Below are 18,615 nucleotides of genomic sequence, written 5' to 3'. Positions count from 1 at the left end.
GGAACCGGTTTTCCGAAGAGGTCATGCTCACAATGAATAGAAGTGCGATATGAATTACGGCATCGCGTTCACACCGCTTGTTCCAGCGATCGTCCTGTGGCTCGCACTGGCCGCGATCGTCGTCATCGCGCTCGTGCTGCTGCTGGCGCGTGCGCGCGGCGCTGCCGTGCGCGTCGCCGCGCTGGTGCTGTTCCTGCTGGCGCTCGCCAATCCCTCCTTCACCCGCGAGGACCGCGATCCCCTCACCTCGGTCGCAGCAGTCGTCGTCGACAAAAGCCCGAGCCAGAACTTTGGCAACCGCAATCGCGAGGCTGCGCAGGCGCAGGAGGCGCTGGTCGACAGTCTGAAGAAGATCAAGGGGCTCGAGGTCCGCGTCGTCGACGCCGGACAGGCCGATGGCGAGACCGACGGCACCAAGCTGTTCGGCGCGCTGGCCTCGGCACTTGCCGACGTGCCGGTCGACCGCGTCGCCGGCGCCTTCCTGATCACCGACGGCCGCGTCCACGACATTCCGGCCAACGCCGCCGGGCTCGGCTTCCAGGCGCCGGTACACGCGCTGATCACCGGACAGAAAGACGAGCGCGACCGCCGCATCGCGATCCTGGCGGCGCCGCGCTTCGGCATCGTCGGGCAGCCCCAGACCATCACCTACCGCCTCGACGACCAGGGCGTCAGCGGCGAGCGCGCCAAGGTCACGGTCCGCAGGGACGGCGAGGTCATCAACGAGCGCACCCTGGGAAGCGGCCAGGCCGCAAGCGTGGACGTCGACATCAAGCATGCCGGGCCGAACATCGTCGAGATCGAGGCCTCGCCGCTCGAACGGGAATTGACGCCGGTGAACAACCGCGCCGTCGTCGCCATCGACGGTGTGCGCGACAAGCTGCGCGTGCTGCTGGTCTCGGGCGAGCCGCATTCCGGCGAGCGCACCTGGCGCAATTTGCTCAAGTCCGACGCCAGCGTCGATCTCGTCCACTTCACCATTCTGCGTCCGCCGGAGAAGCAGGACGGCACACCGATCAACGAATTGTCGCTGATCGCGTTTCCGACCCGCGAGCTGTTCCAGCAGAAGATCAACGAATTCCAGTTGATCATCTTCGACCGCTATGCCCGCCAGGGCGTGCTGCCGATCGCCTATTTCGACAACATCGCACGCTACGTTCGCGGCGGCGGCGCGGTGCTGGTCTCGGCCGGCCCCGACTACGCCTCCAACACCAGCATCTGGCGCACGCCGCTGGATTCGGTGCTGCCCGCCGAACCGGTCGGGGTGACGGAAAAGCCGTTCTACGCGCATCTGTCCGACGTCGGCAAACGCCATCCCGTCACGCGCGGCCTCGAAGGCTCCGCCAGCGAGCCGCCGCACTGGAGCCGCTTCTTCCGCACTGTCGACACCCGCAATTCCGTCAACCCGCCGGTGATGACCGGCGCCGACGGCAAGCCGCTGCTGTTCCTGTCGCGTTTTGGCGAGGGCCGCGTCGCGCTGCTGCTCTCCGACCACATCTGGCTGTGGGCGCGCGGCTATGAAGGCGGCGGCCCGCATCTCGATCTGTTGCGGCGCATGTCGCACTGGCTGATGAAGCAGCCCGATCTGGACGAGGAAGCGCTGCGCCTGCAGGTGCAGGGCAAGAATCTCGTGGTGGTGCGCCAGACCATGGCGGACAGCGTCCAGCCGGTCAGCGTGACCTCGCCGTCGGGCGTGGCGCGCGATCTGACGCTTGCGCCCGGCGATCCCGGCGAATGGCGCGCCAGCCTGCCGGCGAGCGAGCTCGGCCTGTGGCAGGCGACCGACGGCACGCTGAAGGCGCTGATCAATGTCGGCCCGACCAATCCGAAGGAGTTTTCGGAAGTTACCTCGACCACCGAGACTCTCAAGCCGCTGACGCAGGCCACGGGCGGCAACGCCGTGCGCGTGGTTGACGGCGCCAACGTCGAGCTGCCGCGCGTCCTGCCGGTCCGCTCGGCGAGCGTCTTCCATGGCGACGGCTGGATGGGCGTGCGGATGCGCGACGCCAGCGTCGTGAAGGGCGTCGGCGTGCTGCCGATCTTCGCCGGCCTGATCGGGCTGTTGCTGCTGCTCGGCGCCTTTGCCGCGACCTGGGTCCGCGAAGGGCGCTAGTACAGCGCGCCTCTATACTGCGAAAGATGTTAAGTGAGTCCCGTAATGCGGGAATATGTCCTCAAAGCGAGACCAGCAGCTTTCTTAGCTGGTCAATTAGGCGATAGACCGCAGCAAGTGCCGCAAGCGCGGTAGCTTTATTACAAGATTCGGCCGAACGCAGCGCTCGGCCGGGATGAACGAGGTTGCGCGCGTCTTTGGCAAGGCGTGCCTGTTGTTCAGTCGCAGCATCGATAACGCCATTTGACGTAGCAAGGCTGATCAGGTCGGCGAGATGAAGCTGGTCAAGCGGCCGTTTGGGCGTGCTGGCGAGTGTCACCTGCTTTAATGCCCAGAGAAGAAGGGCTTCCAGGGCCGCACCTGCAAAAACGGTCGCCCCCATCCATTCGCGGGCGTTGAAATCTGTCCATGCGGCGCGGATGCGATCCTCGATCCCAAGGCGAACGTCGGTATCCGCGATAAAGGGCAGTTCGGGCTCTGGCGGTGGCAGTTCGTCATGACATTGCTTCATTAGTCGTCGGATTCGCTCGACCGCGTCCTTGCCGCCGACGTCTCGTGCAGGCCGAGTATCGCCGACGTTCCAGAGCGCAAGCGAGGTCGCGAGCACCGCGCGGCAGCGCGAATACTCAAGATATTCCGTGGCCGGCAGATCGACCAATTCGCTTGGAACTTGATCAAGAAGACCTAGCAGCGCGTGAACTTCGGCGCGATGGACATAGGGTGATCGCGCCGCCGTCGACCTCGCTACGGCTGGCGCCGAACATGCCGTCGATGGCGCTTATGATCTGGCTCGGGAGAACTTTTGCCATTGATGATCCGGTGTTAGCCAATCCGTCTTGCCAAGTCCCGGGCAGACAAACAACGACAATCGCGCAGGCGTGCAGCCGCAGGCTTTCTATGCTATTGGTTTTATAAAAGATTCGTCGTTTTCTGGCTGGGGCCCGAGGCGGATCCTTGATTTTTTTTGGGCGGCACGTGCGCGACGATTTCACCAAGCGAACCGTTACCGAGATTGCCAAGGGCGTAGCTTACCGCTGCTCCAATCCTGAATGCCGGCGGCCGACTCTCGGCGCAAACGCGACGCAGGACGGCACGATCATCATAGGCGTGGCAGCGCATATCTGTGCGGCCTCTCCCGGTGGCCCGCGCTACAATGCGGTCCAAACGTCGGAGGAACGGCGCAGCAAGGAAAATGGACTCTGGCTTTGCCAGAATTGCGCGGGCGATTGGTCGACGCCGATCCCAACCGGTTTACCGTCGAACAATTGGTCACATGGAAGCGCAACGCGCAAGCGCGGGCTTTCCGCGAGCTTGTCGCACCCGGTGCCGCCCTCGCGGAGGACGTTGCACGGGTCGGTGCGGCGATTGAGGCGGATGATCGACCCGTTGATGCCGCGTTCAACTCGATATTCGACAGGATTCATGCTGCTGCAACGACCGATCTTGCAACGCACAAGCGCGGGCCGCTCTGGTCACACGCCTCAGTTGAACTCACTCTAAGGATAGACGGTGACGGCGCTGCACCGTCTTTCGGTATCGGCAAATTGCCGCTGGCTATCGAGGCCGCGCCTGACGTGACGATCGTGGCGCCACCAGGTACAGGCAAGACCACGACGCTTTTGCAACTGGCCGGGCATGCGCTTACAGCGCAGTCGATCGTACCGCTGTATTTCAGATTGGGTGATTGGTCCGCGGGATCAGCAGGGCTGCTTGCCAGCCTGCATCAACGCGCCGCTTTCCGGACGATAGGCGCTGACGAAATTGGCGCGCTTGCCCAGCGCGGGCGGATTTTGCTGTTGCTCGACGGTTGGAACGAGCTCGCGCCCGATGCTCTCAAGCGGCTACGCGTCGAGATTGGGCAAATCCGCCGCGATTGGCCCGATGTTCGTATTGTGGTCACGACACGGCGGCGGGCACTTGATGTTCCGATATCGGGGCCACGCGTCGAGATCGAACCGCTGTCTGAGGATCAGCAGATTTCGATCGCGGACGCGCTTTATGGTGCGGCTGGTACGAAGATAGTCGACAACGCCTGGCGAACGCCGGGCGTTCGCGCGTTAATCGCGACACCTTTGTACCTGTCTGCCCTGCTTAGCGGTGGCGCGCAAGGCGCCATGCCGGATACCAAAGAAGCCGTGCTGCGCCTGTTCGTCGAGCAACATGAGAAGGCGGGTGATCATGCCGAAGCCCTGCGTTCGGCGCTGCTCGGATGCCACTCGGACATTCTGACGGATCTGGCGAGCCATCTGAATGCCGTCGGCGCGACCACAATGTCCGAGGCGGATGCGCGCCGGATTGTGACCACAACGGCCGCCAGACTGCGAGAGCAAGGTCAGATTGCCACTCCGCTGGAGCCGATTTCAGTTCTTGAAGCGTTGACGAGCCATCACACCTTGATGCGCTCCGGCGGCGGCATCGCGTTTCAGCACCAGCAATTCCAGGAATGGTACGCCAGTCACAGGGTTACAGGATTGATGCGGGCCGCTGCCGGGGGCGACGCCGGCGCCCGTGTGCAACTGCGCGCCACGATTTTGGATCAGCCCGGATGGGAGGAATCCGTCTTATTCGCAACGGAGCGACTCTCACGCGAAAACGGCGGTCCGGCGATCGTGGCGCAAGCTGTGCGTCTCGCCCTGCCTATCGATCCTATGCTGGCAGCCGAGATGATCTATCGTGCGACGTCCTCCGTATGGGACCTCGTGAGCGCCGATATGGTGGCGTTTGCAAAACGTTGGCATAGACCCGGTGCAGTGGATCGTGCGGTCCGCTTCATGATCATGACGGGTCGGCTCGAATTTGCGCCGCAGATTTGGCCGCTCGCATCGAGCAACGACAGACAAATACTGATCCGGACTTTGCGCATCGCGCCGCGCTTTCGTCGAGGAGTCCTTGGTCCTGATGTGCAGACGAAGATCGCCGAGCTTCCCGAGGAAACGCGGAAAGACCTGCTCGGGTTGATCGCCGGCGAGAGCGGCGTGGACGGAATGGATCTGGCGGTCGATCTAGCGAAGGTTGATCCGAGCCCAAAGGTTCAGGCGGATGTCGTACAACATCTTCAGTTTCGGCTGGCCGAGCGTCATGTAGCAGCCTTGCTGTCAGTTGCGCACGAAGAGACATGGACGCTTGTCGCGAGACGCGCCTATGCGGACGACATCCAGGACGCCGCGATCGCAGAGAAGCTAAGCACCATTCGAGTTGCAGCTCTTGAACAGGCAACCGAACCGGCGGAGCGGCTGAGCCTTCTTCTTCAACAATCCGCCGACGATTCCAGACGCGACGCGGGGATTGCGGCCGCGATTGCCGACCCGCGATTTCTGGTCATTGACCGGCAAAGTGGCCCACTATATGTCGCGCAACAACGCGCGCCCCTGGCGGTCTTGCAAGGGCTCCGCCAACGCCTGGAGGCGGGCCTCGAATTGCCCTACCACGCGGGTGAGCTCCTTCTGAATTTGGATGTGACAGATGAAGGGCCGATCGTAGATTCCATTCTCGATGTGAGCCGTGAAAACCGCGGCCTCAATGCTGCGGCGGTTATGGCAGGTCCAAGGACCGTCGATGCACTGATCGAGAAATTCCTAGCGTGCGCGCAAGCTTTGCGCGCGGCACGGAACGATCGCGCACTCAGCGAGGAGCGCCGTCGTCTCGAAGATAGAATTCGTGGCACGCGTGCCACCATTTTCGCTTCAGCCATCGCACGTAAAGCAAATTCAAACGAACTCGGCGATATTTCATCTCTGGCGTCGCTGGTGGCAGCGCATGGAACTGATCATGAGGACCGTAAGCAGCCATTGGCGATCGATCCAGCTACCAGGACCGCGTGGGTTGTGGTTCTACGGCGCTGGGTCGATGCCGTGATTTCAGCGCCTGCTGGAAGACGGCATGATCTTAGCGAGCTGTCGAGCGCCATAAGTCGCCTCGGTCTTCCGGAACTCGTACCCGAACTAAGACGACTCCTGGACGAAGATCTGTCGCGGCTAAAAGCGGCGCGCGCAGGCTATATGGAGGCTCGGAGACGCGGCAATATTGAAGCGTCATCTGAGGCAAGCACGAATTACGACATTCAATACCGCACGGCCTTTATTCGCATCGGCGGTGATGACGTGGCCGCAGTTGCGACGCAATATCTCGAAGACAGGGATTTTGGTTTTTCGGCCGCGGTCATATTGAAATCGATATCGGACCGGCAACTCAATGTGCCTGAACCAGGTACTCATCGTCGATGGCCGTGGTTCGATGAAGTAGAGGCGGCCCGCAAATTTCGTACAGTATCGCCGAGGCCCGAGCCATTGAACACTCTTGCGGCGCCCATCTTTGCCGCCATGGATCGGCTGGCGAGGCCGGAGGCGGCGAAAGAGGACCAGTTGCTCGCGATTAGCTTGGCGCGCATTGCGCTGGGCATGCCGCATGACGATCAGGACGAGCTGATGGCGCGTGTGGTGGGCCTGCCGCAGGCATTGAACCAAAAGCGGACGTTACTGGCTGCCATGGTGCTCGATGGGCAAACTCTCGATGCCGACCTCGTTATGAGCGCGATCGATGAATGGCTGATCACGGCAGCGAGTGATCCGACAACAGCATGGCACAAGCGACAGAACACTTGGGAAGTTGAACCGTGGGTGGAGCTGCTGCCATTCACGACACGGCCACAAGCCGTGCTCGATGGCTTGACGAAGGTCAAGGCATTCTACGGCCGCGACTGGGCGCAACGGTGGGAACGCGTGTTAACCGCGGTTGCGACGGTGCCCGGCGCCGAAGGGCTCGCCCTGGTAACGAGCCTCGCACGCGCGCACAAGGATATCGCAGACGAGTATGCGTGGATGCAGGCAATCCTAAACCGGGGCACTCTCGAATCCGTGCTGCTCTATGTCGATCTCTTTATCGAGTGCACTTTGGGGACGGACCCCCACGGGGCCGACGCCTGGCATGTCGGCCGCCAGTTGGCGGAATATGCACAGAGACTTCCTGAACTAAAGCCTGAATTGAGGAGGCGGTACGAGACAGTTGGCAACGGTCCAGGCCGGGCGATGCTGGAGCATTTCTTTGGCGAGGCGGCAACTGGGGAGGATCTTCTTGCTATGGTCAAGAAATATGCGGCGAATAGTCAGGGCTATGATGGGCAGATGGCGCGCGCCGTAGAGGCCGTGGCGGTTGACAAAGTGCCCGTCGCCGAAGGCTCGAACTCCTACAGCATCTATCCTGCTCCGGTGGGCGGCTTGCGCAAGGCACTCTTCGATCTGCTCAACGGCTCGGCAACAGAAGCAGCCATCGCGAAGAATTGTTTGGAGGCTATCGACACGCTTCGGGATGAACATGGCATCGCGGCCAACGATGCTCGGCACCCCGATGTCATGTCCGAACGTTCGTGGCCCCCGGAGGCGCCGTAGCTACGCCTAATTTTCGAGTTGCGCGAACGACACATTGAGGAGCCGGCCCGCGCCGGTCTGCCCGGCAGCGGTTGACATCCGTTCACCAATGCTGCGATGTTACATTATAACGTCGCGGGATCAGGGGATGATGCCCCCGCGATGTGGGGTGGCGTTTTCAGATGAAGTGGTTCCGGTCGAATATCAGGCACGGCGCCCGGCTCGCGATATTCGCGATGCTGGTGCAGTTCGCGCTGACGTTCGGCCACAGCCATTGGTTCGCCCAGGCCGCTCCCCTCGCCCAGGCCGCGCTCCAGCAGACCGACAGCGCCAACGGTCTCGCTTCGATCCACCGTGCCGCGGTCGAGAGGCAATCGCCGGCAGGTCCCGACCGGGAGCAGCCGGGCGAGGACAATTGCGCGATCTGCGCATTGGTCGCGATGGCGGGCACCGTCATGTTCGCGGCGCCGCCTGTGCTGCTGCTGCCGCAGGCGATCGAGCTGCTCTATCGCACCACCGACGCTGAATTCAGCCATCTGAAGTCGGCCGGCTCGGCGTTCCAGCCGCGCGCCCCTCCCGCGTCCTGACTCCAGACATCACGTGATCACGTCTGGGCTCGCCGAAAGTCGGCGCATGCTCGGGAGTTGAAGTCGAATTCCGTCGCGCAGCGACGGCAGGCCGCCTCCGATCAACACACAATCATGCGGACGGCGCCTGACTGGAATCAGAACCATGTCATTTGAATTGCGGCGCGCGCAGCGCCTTGGCGGAGCAAGCCTGCTCCTGCTCGGCGCCGCCGCCACCCCGGCGCTGGCTCAGGACCAGCCGGCGTCTACCGAAATCCCCGCCGTCACCGTGACGGCTCCGAGCCCCATCGTGCGCAGGGCGGTGGTGCCGACCCGCAACCCGGGCCGCGCCACGCGAACCGCGCGGGCACGCAGCCATGAACGCGCAGCGGACGCCACGCCGGCAGCCTCCACGCCCGCCGCACCTCAGCAGGGCGTGCTGCCGATCGTGACCAACCAGTTCGCCACCGTCACGGTCGTGCCGAACGAGGAGATCCGCCGCGAAGGCGGCGGTCAGCTCGGCGATCTCCTGTTCTCCAAGCCGGGCATCACCGGCTCGAGCTTCGCGCCCGGCGCCTCCAGCCGGCCGATCATCCGGGGTCTCGACGTCAACCGCGTCGGCATCATCGAGAACGGCACCAATGCCGGTGGTGCCTCCGACCTCGGCGAGGATCACTTCGTCCCGATTGATCCGCTGGCGACCAACCAGGTCGAGGTGGTGCGCGGGCCGGCCGCGCTGCGCTATGGCTCGACCTCGATCGGTGGCGTCGTCAGCGCCACCAACAACCGGATTCCGGATGCGCTGCCGAACTGCGGTGCCCAGCCGTTCCAGAGTTTCGGCCTGCCGGTCAAGGCGCCGCTCGCCGGCGCCGCGACGTCGCCTTGCGTCACCGCCGAAACGCGCAGCGCGTTCAGCTCGGTCGATCGCGGCGTCGAGAGCGGCGTGCTGCTCGACACCGGGGGCGGCAATTACGCCTTCCATGCTGACGTCTACGGCCGCAACACCACCGATTACAGCATCCCGAGCTACCCGTACCTCGCCGACCAGACGCGCTCCATCGCCAACGGGCGCCAGCCCAATTCGGCGACGCGCTCGGACGGCGGCTCGATCGGCGGCTCCTACTTCTTCCAGGGCGGCTATATCGGTGCGGCGATCACGCAGAACGACGCGCTCTACCACATCCCCGGCATCGACGGCGCCGACCACAACACCCGGATCGACGCTCACCAGACCAAGATCAACGTCAAGGGCGAGTACCATCCCGACGCTGCGGCGATCGAAATCGTTCGCTTCTGGGCCGGCGCGACCGACTACCGGCACAACGAGATCGGGCTTGCCGATCCCGCCGACCCCAACACCGACGGCGTGCGGCAGACCTTCACCAACAAGGAGCAGGAGATCCGCACCGAGGTGCAGCTGATGCCGTTCAACGCCCGTTTTGCCGAGGTGACGACCGCGTTCGGCTTCCAGGCGGGCCACCAGGAGCTGACGGCGCCAAGTCCGGACGATCCGGGCGCGCTGTTCAACGGGTTGTGGGACCCGAACCGAAACTACCGCGTCGCGGGTTACGTCTTCAACGAGTTCAAGTTCAGCGAACAGACCAGGGCGCAAATCGCGGGCCGGATCGAACATGTCGAACTGCACGGGTCCACGCCCGATTTCCCCGCAGACTTCCTGCCCGACGGGTCACCGCAAACAAGCATCGTCCACAATCCGTCGTTCACGCCGAAGAGCGGCAGCATCGGCCTGTTGCAGGACCTGCCGGGCGGCATGGTCGGCAGCATCACCGCACAATATGTCGAGCGCGCGCCGAAGCCGGCCGAATTGTTCTCGCGCGGTGGCCATGATGCGACCGCGACCTTCGACATCGGCAATCCGAACCTCACGATCGAGACCGCGAAGTCCGTCGAAATCGGCTTGCGCAAGGCGACCGGACCGTTCCGGTTCGAGGCGACCGCCTTTTACACGCATTTCGACAATTTCATCTATCGCCGCCTCACCGGCGTGATGTGCGACGGCGACTTTGCCTCCTGCGGCACGCCCGGTGCCGAGCTGAACCTGGCGGTCTATTCGCAGCGGAATGCCAACTTCCGCGGCGGCGAATTCCAGTCGCAGTTCGATGTCGGTGCATTCCAGGGCGGCATCTGGGGCATCGAGAACCAGTTCGACGTCGTGCGTGCCACCTTCACCGACGGCACCAACGTGCCGCGGATTCCGCCGCTGAGACTGGGCGGCGGCGTGTTCTGGCGCGACGACAACTGGCTGATGCGCGTCAATCTGTTGCACGCCCCCCTTCGCTCAGAACAACGTCGCTGTGATCGCGGAGACGCCGACACCGGGCTACAATTTGCTGAAGGCCGAGGTCAGCTACAAGACCAAGCTCAACCCGAATGCATTCGGCGCGCGCGAGATGCTGGTCGGCCTCGTCGGCAACAATCTGTTGAACGAGAACATCCGCAACTCGGTATCCTACACCAAGGACGAGGTCTTGATGCCCGGCATCGGCGTCAGGGCGTTCGCCAACTTCAAGTTCTAAAAGGCTGCCTCGAACCCGTCATTGCGAGGAGCCTTGCGACGAAGCAATCCAGACTGCCTATGCGGTAAGATGGATTGCTTAGCTTCCGCCTTCGCTCTCGAGCTTCGGCGGACAAGCCGCTCGCAATGACGGAGTATGAGGCGTGGCCGCGCCGAAAGCGCGATAGCTAACCTGAATTCATCGCGCTTTGGCTAACGCGGCCGCTCCAGGGGCATCCTCTGCCGCTTCCTGGAACAGGACGGCAAACAGCAGGCTCCACAGTGTCAGGAGGGAAATGGGGATCGTGTAATATGGCGTCGCGATCGGATAGGTGAAGAAGAAGGCGAGATTGAGCGCCAGATTGGTCATCGTGAGCTGCGCGACACGGCGAGTGCCATTCGCCTGCCGCAACAGCCAGATCGAGCCTGCAATTCCGATGACGATCAGCAAGGTCTGGAGCGGGTCGGCGAGATAGTCCCGGACCACTGCGAACGAAAAATCCAGCGGCCTGACATCGGGGTTGTTGCCGTAGGTCGACGCGAACGGACTGCCGGCGTTGACGGCGTAAGAGAGGATGGTCGGTATCACGCCGGCCAGCAACGCGACGCCGAACACGGCCCCCTGCAAAAACCGCGACATCGTCCGTTCCGCAAGGAACATGACGAGAAGAAACAGGCCATAGCCGGACGCCAGGAAGAGGTTGGCCAATCGGAAATCGACGGTCAATCCGAGCAGGAAACCGATTGGCGTCAGCAGCCAGATCCTCGGTTGGGATTGCGGGCCCGCCAGCCATCGCGCCGTGAGACATCCTGCGAGCGCGCACACGACCACCGTCGGGGCCATCGAGTAGCTCGCCTTGACCGGATTGACCATCAGGTAGATCGCAAGACAGCCGAACGTCCCGGCCATCAGGACCGACCTCATGCTGCGCGCGAGCGAAAGGGAAAACAGCGCAAAGCCGAGGACGACGATGGTCGCCAGCATGTACATGGGCACGACCTGGTGCCCTGGCGGAAACAACGCCAACACGAGGCCGACACCCGGCGGGTATTGAATGACGACCTTCCCTGTGGCCGGCATCGAGTTGTGACAGGGCGCGGCGGTCGTATCGGCCCAGTTCGGATAGCCGATCGCCTTCAGCTTTGCTTTCAGATAGCCATCGTCGTCGCGGGTGAGGCTGGTGTCGAAGCCCTCCGCGAGACCGAACCTCTGGAAAAGATGCGCCTGCCGCAGGTAGCAGATGTCGTCATAGACGCCGCGGTCCTCATTCCATCGCAACATCGTCCAGAAATGGCCGGCCAGCACCGCGAAAAACAAGACGGCGAAGACGGCTTTGCTGGTATGGATTTTCTTCATCGGGATCATGATGCGGCGGGCGGCGCCGGCGCTGCTTTAGCGGAATGCGAGATAGAGATTGGACGATAGCGGGCCGAGCGACAAACCGGTGTAGCCCACTGCTGCGGACTTGGCACCCGCAGACTTGACGATCTCGGACCTGGCGACCAGCGCGGCGAGCCCCAGCAGCCGTTTTCGCGTCATCAGGATCAGGTTCTGCTCGTCGGTCCATTCCGATTTGCCGGCGATCCTGCAGGCGATCCTGAAGGTGCCGTCCAGATAGTGCGCCAGCGGGATGGCCGTGTGGTGCTCGACCGGAAAGAACCTGTTGGGCACCGTGATGAACACCCGCCTCGCAACGCGGCAAAGCTCCTTGACCAGGAGCACCTGTTTTCCGTGGCTGCCGGCATGCTCGAGCACAGCATTGGACGTCGCGACATCGAACGCATTGTCGTCAAACGGCAGCCGTGTATTCGGTTCGATCTGCACGTAACGGCAAAGCGGAAAAGCCGCCTTGAACCCGGCTCCTTCGCCGAGCCCGCAGGCCGTGATCTTGTGCTGATGTGGATAGCTTCTTTCCAGCACGTTTGCGCCGTCGTTGATCACGTCGGAAACACCGACGTCCAGGATCTCGTCCGACGCAGACGGCTGCATCTGGGCGATGAAATCTCGGAATATGCGGTCGCGCGCCGCGATCAGCAGCTTTTCCGCCGTGCTCCCGGACGCCACCTCCCGGTAATATTGCTGATCGACCGGCACTGCCCTACCTTCATGTGAGCTTCGAAGCGATGGCGCGTCGGGTTGGCGTCTTGCTCCAGTCAGGACCGACCGGCCCCGATACATCTTCGAACGCGCTCTCGACGAGCTCGACGACGAGGAGCCGGCTGTAATCGACCGGGCCCGGCATGGTGACGCGCCCCTTCGGCACCGGCTTGAAGCCGACGCGGCTGTAATAGGGCTCGTCGCCGACCAGCAGCACCAGGCGATGCCCCTGCGCCTTGGCGTCCTTCAGCGCGCGCTCGAGCAGCAGCCGGCCAACGCCGCGGCCGCGGAACGGAGGCTCGACCGTCAGGGGCCCGAGCAGCAGTGCAGGCGTGTCGCCGACGCAAACCGGCAATTGCCGTACGGATCCGACCAGCAACGTACCGACGCGCGCGGTGAAGGATAGATCGAGCACGTGATCCACATGCTCGCGAATGCGGTACGCGCTGAGCACAAAGCGGCCGGGTCCGAAGGTGCGTTCGTGCAGCCGCTCGATCGCCTGAGCATCGCCGGCGGCTTCCGACCGGATGGTGAGGGAGAGATCGTTCATCGCGTCACGGCATCTTCAGGCGGGAGTCATCGGTTCGCGTCGGAAAAACGCGTCAGGCGGCGTCGGCGGGATATCACCTTGGAGGGCAACGGTCCATGGGATTGCGCCCGCCCCCGGAGGTTTTCAGTTCCTCCCGAGCGGTGGTTGGGACAGGTAGGCGAGCATCTTCATTTCCCGCCGGCCGCGCGTCACGGTGTCGAGCACGAGCCCCGACGAAGCCGAAAGCAGCGCCATGATCATCAGGCCCATGGAGAGCACGGCGGTCGGCAGGCGCGGTACGAGACCGGTCTCGAGGAAGGTGATCACGACGGGCACTCCGAAAGCGATCGACAGCAGCGCGAGGACGATGCCGATCGCCGAAAAGAAGCGCAGCGGCCGCTCCGACCGGTTGAGCTTCAGCATTGTGTTGAAGATGCGCAACCCATCCTGCCAGGTATTGAGCTTGGAGAAGGAGCCTTCCGGGCGCGCATAATAGGGCGTCTCGACCTCGGCAACCGGCAGCGACAATTCCAGCGCATAGACCGCAAACTCGGTCTCGATCTCGAAACCGCCGGACAGGACGGGAAAGGATTTGACGAAGCGGCGCGAGAACACGCGGTATCCGGACAGGATGTCCGTGAAGGCGTGGCCGAAGGTCGAAGCCAGGAAACCGGTGAACAGCCGGTTGCCGATGCGATGACCGCGCCGGTAGGCCGCCTGCGATTGATCGACACGCAGACCCACAACCATATCCAGATGATCATCGAGGAGCTGGTCGATCATGCGCGACGCGCTCGGCGCGTCGTAGGTCGCATCGCCATCGACGAGCACGTAGATGTCGGCCTCAATGTCCGCGAACATGCGGCGCACGACATGGCCTTTGCCCTGGCGCCGTTCGCTGCGCACGATTGCTCCGGCCTCGCGCGCGATCGCCGCGGTGCGGTCGGTCGAGTTGTTGTCGTACACGTAGACCTCGGCCGCAGGCAGTGCCTTGCGGAAATCGGCGACGACCGTCGCGACGGCGGCTTCCTCATTGTAGCAGGGAACCAGCACGGCGACCCGGAATGGCCATGACCTCGTCGATTCAGACAATCTTCATCCCTCGTCCATGCGCCGAGACCGCAGGCGCGGTTTACTAGCACAGGCAGCCATCATCGCCACGTCGCAATCCGCGGCCTGTCGTGAAGGACTTCCGCGATCCGCAGCCGCGTGCCGGGCGTGGTCCCCTCGGGCAGCGCCGTGACAGCGAAGAACCCGCATTCGGCGATCTCGCGGTTGGGCTGCGGCAGGCGATCCTGCTTGAACTGCCTGACAACGTAGACCGCGACATGATCGCGGCGGGAGACGTGGCTGTTGAGGAAGATGCCGTGCAGCACGGCGGCGCCGGTGAGATCGATATCCCCCTCTTCCTTGAGCTCGCGCCGCATCGCCTGCTCCATGGTCTCGCCGAGATCGACGCCGCCGCCGGGCAGATACCAGCCCATGACGTAGCTGTGCCTGACCAGGAACACCCTGCTCTCGGCATCCAGCACCACGGCGCGAACGCCGAGCGTCATGCCGCGGACGAGCAGGAAATAGGCGTGGAAGATTCGCCGCAGCAGCGGCTCGAATGTCCGTCGGACGCTATTGAGACGATCTCCCATCAGGCTCCCGTGGCGCCCCGTTCAGGCTTCGCTTGCGCGTTGCCTGCGACCTTGCCATTACAGCGGACGAATAGCGAGGCAATCGCGCTCCATGGCCCCCTTCACGCTCGCCCATCTGTCCGACCCGCATCTGCCGCAGTTGCCGAAGCCGCGGTTGATCGAGCTCGCCGGCAAGCGCGCGCTCGGCTATATCAACTGGACGCGCAACCGTCACAAATACCAGCGCCGCGAGGTGCTCGACGCACTCGTCGCCGACGTGAAGGCGCAAGGTCCCGACCACATCGCGGTCACAGGCGATCTCGTCAATCTCGCGCTGGAAGCCGAATTCGCGCCGGCGCGCGCCTGGCTCGACGGCGTCGGCCCGCCCGACCGCGTCACCACGATTCCCGGCAATCACGACGCTTATGTCCGCGCCACCTCGCATCGTTTCGGCGAGACCTTCGCGCCCTATCTTGCGGGCGACGACGGCCGTATCGGCTTTCCTTCCGTGCGCCGGCGCGGGCCGCTCGCGCTGATCAGCCTGTCCACGGCGGTGCCGACTCTTCCGCTGATGGCGACGGGCACGCTCGGACGCGATCAGCTCGCGGCCCTCGAAGAGGGGCTCGAACGGCTTGCAGCCGAGGATGTCTTTCGCGTGCTGCTGGTGCATCATCCGTTGAAGTCCGGCGCGTACCACAAGCGGATGACTGACTCCGCCGGGCTGCTGACGCTTTTGAAACGCCACGGCGTCGAGCTGATCTTGCACGGACACGACCACGTTCATTCGACGATGTGGTTCGAGGGGCCCAACGGCAACATTCCCGCGATCGGCGCGCCGTCGGCCTCCGCGCTCGCGCACGGGCACACCCCGGCCGCGGCCTATAATCTGTTCACGATCGAGAAGGACAATGCCGGCTGGCGTTGCGAGCAGGCGGTGCGGAGCCTGGGGGCTGGGCTTCAGATCGTGCAGATCAAGCATGTCAGGTTGATTTGAGGCCACGCCGTCATTGCGACGGAGGAGAAATTCACAAGTTTCGCAGGGCCGCCAACACGGCAACCCCGAACAGCGCGGCGGCGCCGAGCACAAATCCGAACACGAACGGCCAGACGCGCGACCGGCGCGGCGGCGGCGCGACCTCGGGCTTCGGCTCAGGCGGGACCACCATCGCATGCTCGCGCTCGATCATGCGGCGGGCGACGTAATCAGTCACGGCCTCGACGATGGCAGTGGTGTCGTGGGCTTCGGCGAGCACGATGCGGCCGAAGCGGGTGTCCTGCACGAAGCGGTATATCCGCTTGTCGCGGCCCATCACGATGTGCGCGACGACGTCGATCCAGAGTCTCGGCGTATCGCCCTGGCTGATGCCGCGGTCGAACAGGTCGATCCGCTCGGGCACCTGCGCGAACAGGGGATCGAGCGCGTCGTTGAGGATCTCGAGCCGCGCCACTTCGGCATCGCGCAAATCGACGACGACGCCGGTCCGGTCGGCGGCCTCGATCCGCGCCCGCAACAGCGCATCGCGCAGCCGCACCGGGCGTGGCTGGCCGGGGTGGATCCCGCTGGTTTCGGGCTCTGACATTGTCGGCCTCGTCCTGACTTCCTTCCATTAACCTATCAGCAACCAATGTGTCCGCAAAGGCCCCACAATTCCAGTTACTTACAGCGCCCACAGGCCGTTCACCTGTGCCAAAAACAAACGATCCCACCCGGCTTGCGCCGGATGGGACCATCCGTCCTTGGACGTCTTCTTATCAGTTCAGATTGTCAGGCCGAGACCCGCGACGGCTCTTCCACGATCGAGAAGCGAACTCCGGCCTTGTGGCGGTTCTCTTCCGAGACCGAGCGCCAGGCGTCCTCGGCCTCCTTGCGGGTCTTGAACGGACCCTGCACCTGGGCCGAACCTTCCACCAGTTTGTGGAAGTTCATCGAACCGAACTCGCCGCCGATCACCCAGAAATTGCTGTTGGTCATTGTCAGTCTCCTGTCGAATAGCGTGATGCGTTAGCCGAACTGATTCATCGTGTTGTGGGCACCGCCCGCCTTCAGGGCAGCCTCGCCGGCGAAGTATTCCTTGTGGTCGTCGCCGATGTCGGAGCCGGCCATGTTCTGATGCTTGGCGCAGGCGATACCCTGACGGATCTCGGCGCGCTGGACGTTCTTGACATAGCCGAGCATGCCCTGGTCGCCGAAATACTCCTTCGCCAGATTGTCGGTCGAGAGCGCCGCCGTATGGTAGGTCGGCAACGTGATCAGATGGTGGAAGATGCCGGCGCGCTTGGCCGAATCCGCCTGGAAGGTGCGGATGCACTCGTCGGCTTCCTTCGCCAGCGGCGTATCGTCGTATTCCTGCTTCATCAGCTCGGCACGATTGTACTTGCTGACGTCCTTGCCGGTTTCCTTCATCGCGTCGTAAACCTGCCAACGGAAGTTGAGCGTCCAGTTGAACGACGGCGAGTTGTTGTAGGCCAGCTTGGCGTTCGGAACGACCTTGCGGATCCGATCGACCATCTTGGCGATCTGCTCGATATGCGGCTTCTCGGTCTCGATCCACAGCAGGTCCGCACCATTCTGCAGCGAGGTGATGCTGTCGAGCACGCAGCGGTCTTCGCCGGTGCCCGGGCGGAACTGATAGAAATTGGAGGGCAGCCGCTTCGGACGCATCATCTTGCCGTTGCGGTTGATGATGACGTCGCCGTTGCGGGCGTTCTCCGCCGTTACTTCTTCGCAATCCAGGAAGCTGTTGTACTGGTCGCCGAGGTCGCCGGGCTTGTGGCTGACGGCGATCTGCTGCGTCAGGCCGGCACCGAGCGAGTCGGTGCGGGTCACGACGATACCGTCTTCGACGCCGAGCTCGAGGAAGGCGTGGCGGCAGGCGCGGATCTTCGCCAGGAACACCTCGTGCGGCACGGTGACCTTGCCGTCCTGATGGCCGCACTGCTTCTCGTCCGAGACCTGGTTCTCGATCTGGAGCGCGCAGGCACCCGCCTCGATCATCTTCTTGGCGAGCAGATAGGTCGCCTCCGCATTGCCGAAGCCGGCGTCGATGTCGGCGATGACGGGCACGACATGGGTCTTGAAGTTGTCGATCTTCTCGATCAGCGCCTTTTCCTTCGCCTTGTCGCCTTCCTTGCGGGCGGCATCCAGGCTGCGGAAGATGTCGTTCAGTTCGCGCGAATCGGCCTGACGCAGGAAGGTGTAGAGCTCTTCGATCAGCGCCGGCACCGAGGTCTTCTCGTGCATCGACTGGTCGGGCAGCGGACCGAACTCGGAGCGCAGCGCCGCGATCATCCAGCCGGACAGGTACAAATAGGTGCGATCGGTCTTGCCAAAGTGCTTCTTGACCGAGATCAGCTTCTGCTGGGCGATGAAGCCGTGCCAGCAGCCCAGCGACTGGGTGTACTTGGTCGGGTCGCTGTCATAGGCGGCCATGTCGGCTCGCATCAGCGCCGCGGTGTAGCGGGCAACGTCGAGACCGGTCTTGAAGCGATTCTGCAGGCGCATGCGGGCGACGGCCTCGGCCGACACACCGTTCCAGGTCGGCTGGGTCTCGAGGAGCGACTGGGCCGCCTTGATCTCGCTCTGATACGAGGCCGGGCGCTGGAGGGTGTTGATGCCGCGGGGCTGGTAGTTCATCTGCCTGATCCTTTCGCTGACGACGGCGATGTCTGCCATCGACATTCTTGACATGCATTGCGAGATGCATGTTCAGAAGCTAAACGCGAGAAAGCTCAGGTCGTACAGAGACCTTGTATTTGAATGGTGATGTCATGTAACATCAGAACATGTCATAGATGTTATTTTGTAAGTT

13 protein-coding genes and 1 pseudogene are annotated in these 18,615 nt (G+C 63.2%); 5 read left to right on the top strand and 9 right to left on the bottom strand.

Features of this window, described 5'->3' with window-relative positions:
• The first annotated feature begins 49 nt into the window (after window positions 1-49).
• Entirely contained in the window at window positions 50-2,113 is a 2,064-nt protein-coding gene (locus ACVWW3_RS01865; protein ID WP_456651068.1) for a hypothetical protein, read from the top strand.
• 61 nt (window positions 2,114-2,174) lie between these two features.
• Here the strand turns inward: ACVWW3_RS01865 and ACVWW3_RS01860 are convergent, their stop codons facing one another.
• Window positions 2,175-2,771, bottom strand: a complete 597-nt coding sequence (locus tag ACVWW3_RS01860) for a hypothetical protein (RefSeq protein WP_456671832.1) — start codon at window positions 2,769-2,771, stop codon at window positions 2,175-2,177.
• A gap of 568 nt (window positions 2,772-3,339) precedes the next feature.
• Here ACVWW3_RS01860 and ACVWW3_RS01855 point away from each other — a divergent pair.
• The 3 genes and pseudogenes from ACVWW3_RS01855 to ACVWW3_RS01845 all read left to right on the top strand — a co-directional run bounded on the left by ACVWW3_RS01855 (window position 3,340) and on the right by ACVWW3_RS01845 (window position 10,579).
• On the top strand, window positions 3,340-7,497 hold the full coding sequence (locus ACVWW3_RS01855) for a hypothetical protein (RefSeq protein ID WP_456671831.1): 4,158 nt from the start codon (window positions 3,340-3,342) through the stop codon (window positions 7,495-7,497).
• Window positions 7,498-7,658: 161 nt separating this feature from the next.
• Complete coding sequence (locus ACVWW3_RS01850) at window positions 7,659-8,063, top strand: DUF2946 domain-containing protein (protein WP_456651071.1); 405 nt, start codon at window positions 7,659-7,661, stop codon at window positions 8,061-8,063.
• A 145-nt stretch (window positions 8,064-8,208) separates the two neighbouring features.
• Window positions 8,209-10,579 (top strand): annotated as a pseudogene (locus ACVWW3_RS01845) (TonB-dependent receptor).
• A 177-nt stretch (window positions 10,580-10,756) separates the two neighbouring features.
• Here the strand turns inward: ACVWW3_RS01845 and ACVWW3_RS01840 are convergent.
• The 5 genes from ACVWW3_RS01840 to ACVWW3_RS01820 all read right to left on the bottom strand — a co-directional run bounded on the left by ACVWW3_RS01840 (window position 10,757) and on the right by ACVWW3_RS01820 (window position 14,827).
• Entirely contained in the window at window positions 10,757-11,923 is a 1,167-nt protein-coding gene (locus tag ACVWW3_RS01840; protein WP_456651073.1) for a hypothetical protein, read from the bottom strand.
• Window positions 11,924-11,950: 27 nt separating this feature from the next.
• Entirely contained in the window at window positions 11,951-12,652 is a 702-nt protein-coding gene (locus ACVWW3_RS01835; RefSeq protein ID WP_456651074.1) for a methyltransferase domain-containing protein, read from the bottom strand.
• Between the two features lie 10 nt (window positions 12,653-12,662).
• Window positions 12,663-13,205 (bottom strand): GNAT family N-acetyltransferase, encoded by a 543-nt coding sequence (locus tag ACVWW3_RS01830; protein WP_456651075.1) that lies wholly within the window; start codon window positions 13,203-13,205, stop codon window positions 12,663-12,665.
• A 123-nt stretch (window positions 13,206-13,328) separates the two neighbouring features.
• Window positions 13,329-14,276: a glycosyltransferase family 2 protein gene (locus tag ACVWW3_RS01825; protein ID WP_247340425.1), complete on the bottom strand. Its 948-nt coding sequence runs from the start codon at window positions 14,274-14,276 to the stop codon at window positions 13,329-13,331.
• A 59-nt stretch (window positions 14,277-14,335) separates the two neighbouring features.
• Complete coding sequence (locus ACVWW3_RS01820; RefSeq protein ID WP_456651076.1) at window positions 14,336-14,827, bottom strand: NUDIX domain-containing protein; 492 nt, start codon at window positions 14,825-14,827, stop codon at window positions 14,336-14,338.
• Between the two features lie 91 nt (window positions 14,828-14,918).
• On the opposite strand from ACVWW3_RS01820, the gene ACVWW3_RS01815 reads away from it, so the two are divergent.
• On the top strand, window positions 14,919-15,800 hold the full coding sequence (locus ACVWW3_RS01815) for a metallophosphoesterase family protein (RefSeq protein WP_456651077.1): 882 nt from the start codon (window positions 14,919-14,921) through the stop codon (window positions 15,798-15,800).
• Window positions 15,801-15,831: 31 nt separating this feature from the next.
• Here the strand turns inward: ACVWW3_RS01815 and ACVWW3_RS01810 are convergent, their stop codons facing one another.
• The 3 genes from ACVWW3_RS01810 to ACVWW3_RS01800 form a co-directional block, all read right to left on the bottom strand.
• A complete protein-coding gene (locus ACVWW3_RS01810) occupies window positions 15,832-16,386 on the bottom strand; it encodes a hypothetical protein (RefSeq protein WP_456651078.1) in 555 nt (184 codons plus the stop codon).
• A 185-nt stretch (window positions 16,387-16,571) separates the two neighbouring features.
• Window positions 16,572-16,778: a DUF4170 domain-containing protein gene (locus ACVWW3_RS01805; RefSeq protein WP_007595122.1), complete on the bottom strand. Its 207-nt coding sequence runs from the start codon at window positions 16,776-16,778 to the stop codon at window positions 16,572-16,574.
• Window positions 16,779-16,808: 30 nt separating this feature from the next.
• Window positions 16,809-18,440, bottom strand: a complete 1,632-nt coding sequence (locus ACVWW3_RS01800) for an isocitrate lyase (protein WP_456652080.1) — start codon at window positions 18,438-18,440, stop codon at window positions 16,809-16,811.
• Window positions 18,441-18,615 lie beyond the last annotated feature (175 nt).

Source organism: Bradyrhizobium sp. LM2.9 (genome assembly GCF_054056555.1).
Note: the sequence above shows the minus strand (reverse complement) of the source record. Positions and strands in the feature narration are given on the sequence as shown.

Bases quoted from the DNA above. Each gene is read 5' to 3' on its own strand.
- ACVWW3_RS01815 (WP_456651077.1), top strand. From the start codon at position 14,919: ATGGCCCCCTTCACGCTCGCCCATCTGTCCGACCCGCATCTGCCGCAG.
- ACVWW3_RS01840 (WP_456651073.1), bottom strand. From the start codon at position 11,923: ATGATCCCGATGAAGAAAATCCATACCAGCAAAGCCGTCTTCGCCGTC.
- ACVWW3_RS01865 (WP_456651068.1), top strand. From the start codon at position 50: ATGAATTACGGCATCGCGTTCACACCGCTTGTTCCAGCGATCGTCCTG.
- ACVWW3_RS01800 (WP_456652080.1), bottom strand. From the start codon at position 18,440: ATGAACTACCAGCCCCGCGGCATCAACACCCTCCAGCGCCCGGCCTCG.
- ACVWW3_RS01850 (WP_456651071.1), top strand. From the start codon at position 7,659: ATGAAGTGGTTCCGGTCGAATATCAGGCACGGCGCCCGGCTCGCGATA.
- ACVWW3_RS01810 (WP_456651078.1), bottom strand. From the start codon at position 16,386: ATGTCAGAGCCCGAAACCAGCGGGATCCACCCCGGCCAGCCACGCCCG.
- ACVWW3_RS01820 (WP_456651076.1), bottom strand. From the start codon at position 14,827: ATGGGAGATCGTCTCAATAGCGTCCGACGGACATTCGAGCCGCTGCTG.
- ACVWW3_RS01805 (WP_007595122.1), bottom strand. From the start codon at position 16,778: ATGACCAACAGCAATTTCTGGGTGATCGGCGGCGAGTTCGGTTCGATG.
- ACVWW3_RS01830 (WP_456651075.1), bottom strand. From the start codon at position 13,205: ATGAACGATCTCTCCCTCACCATCCGGTCGGAAGCCGCCGGCGATGCT.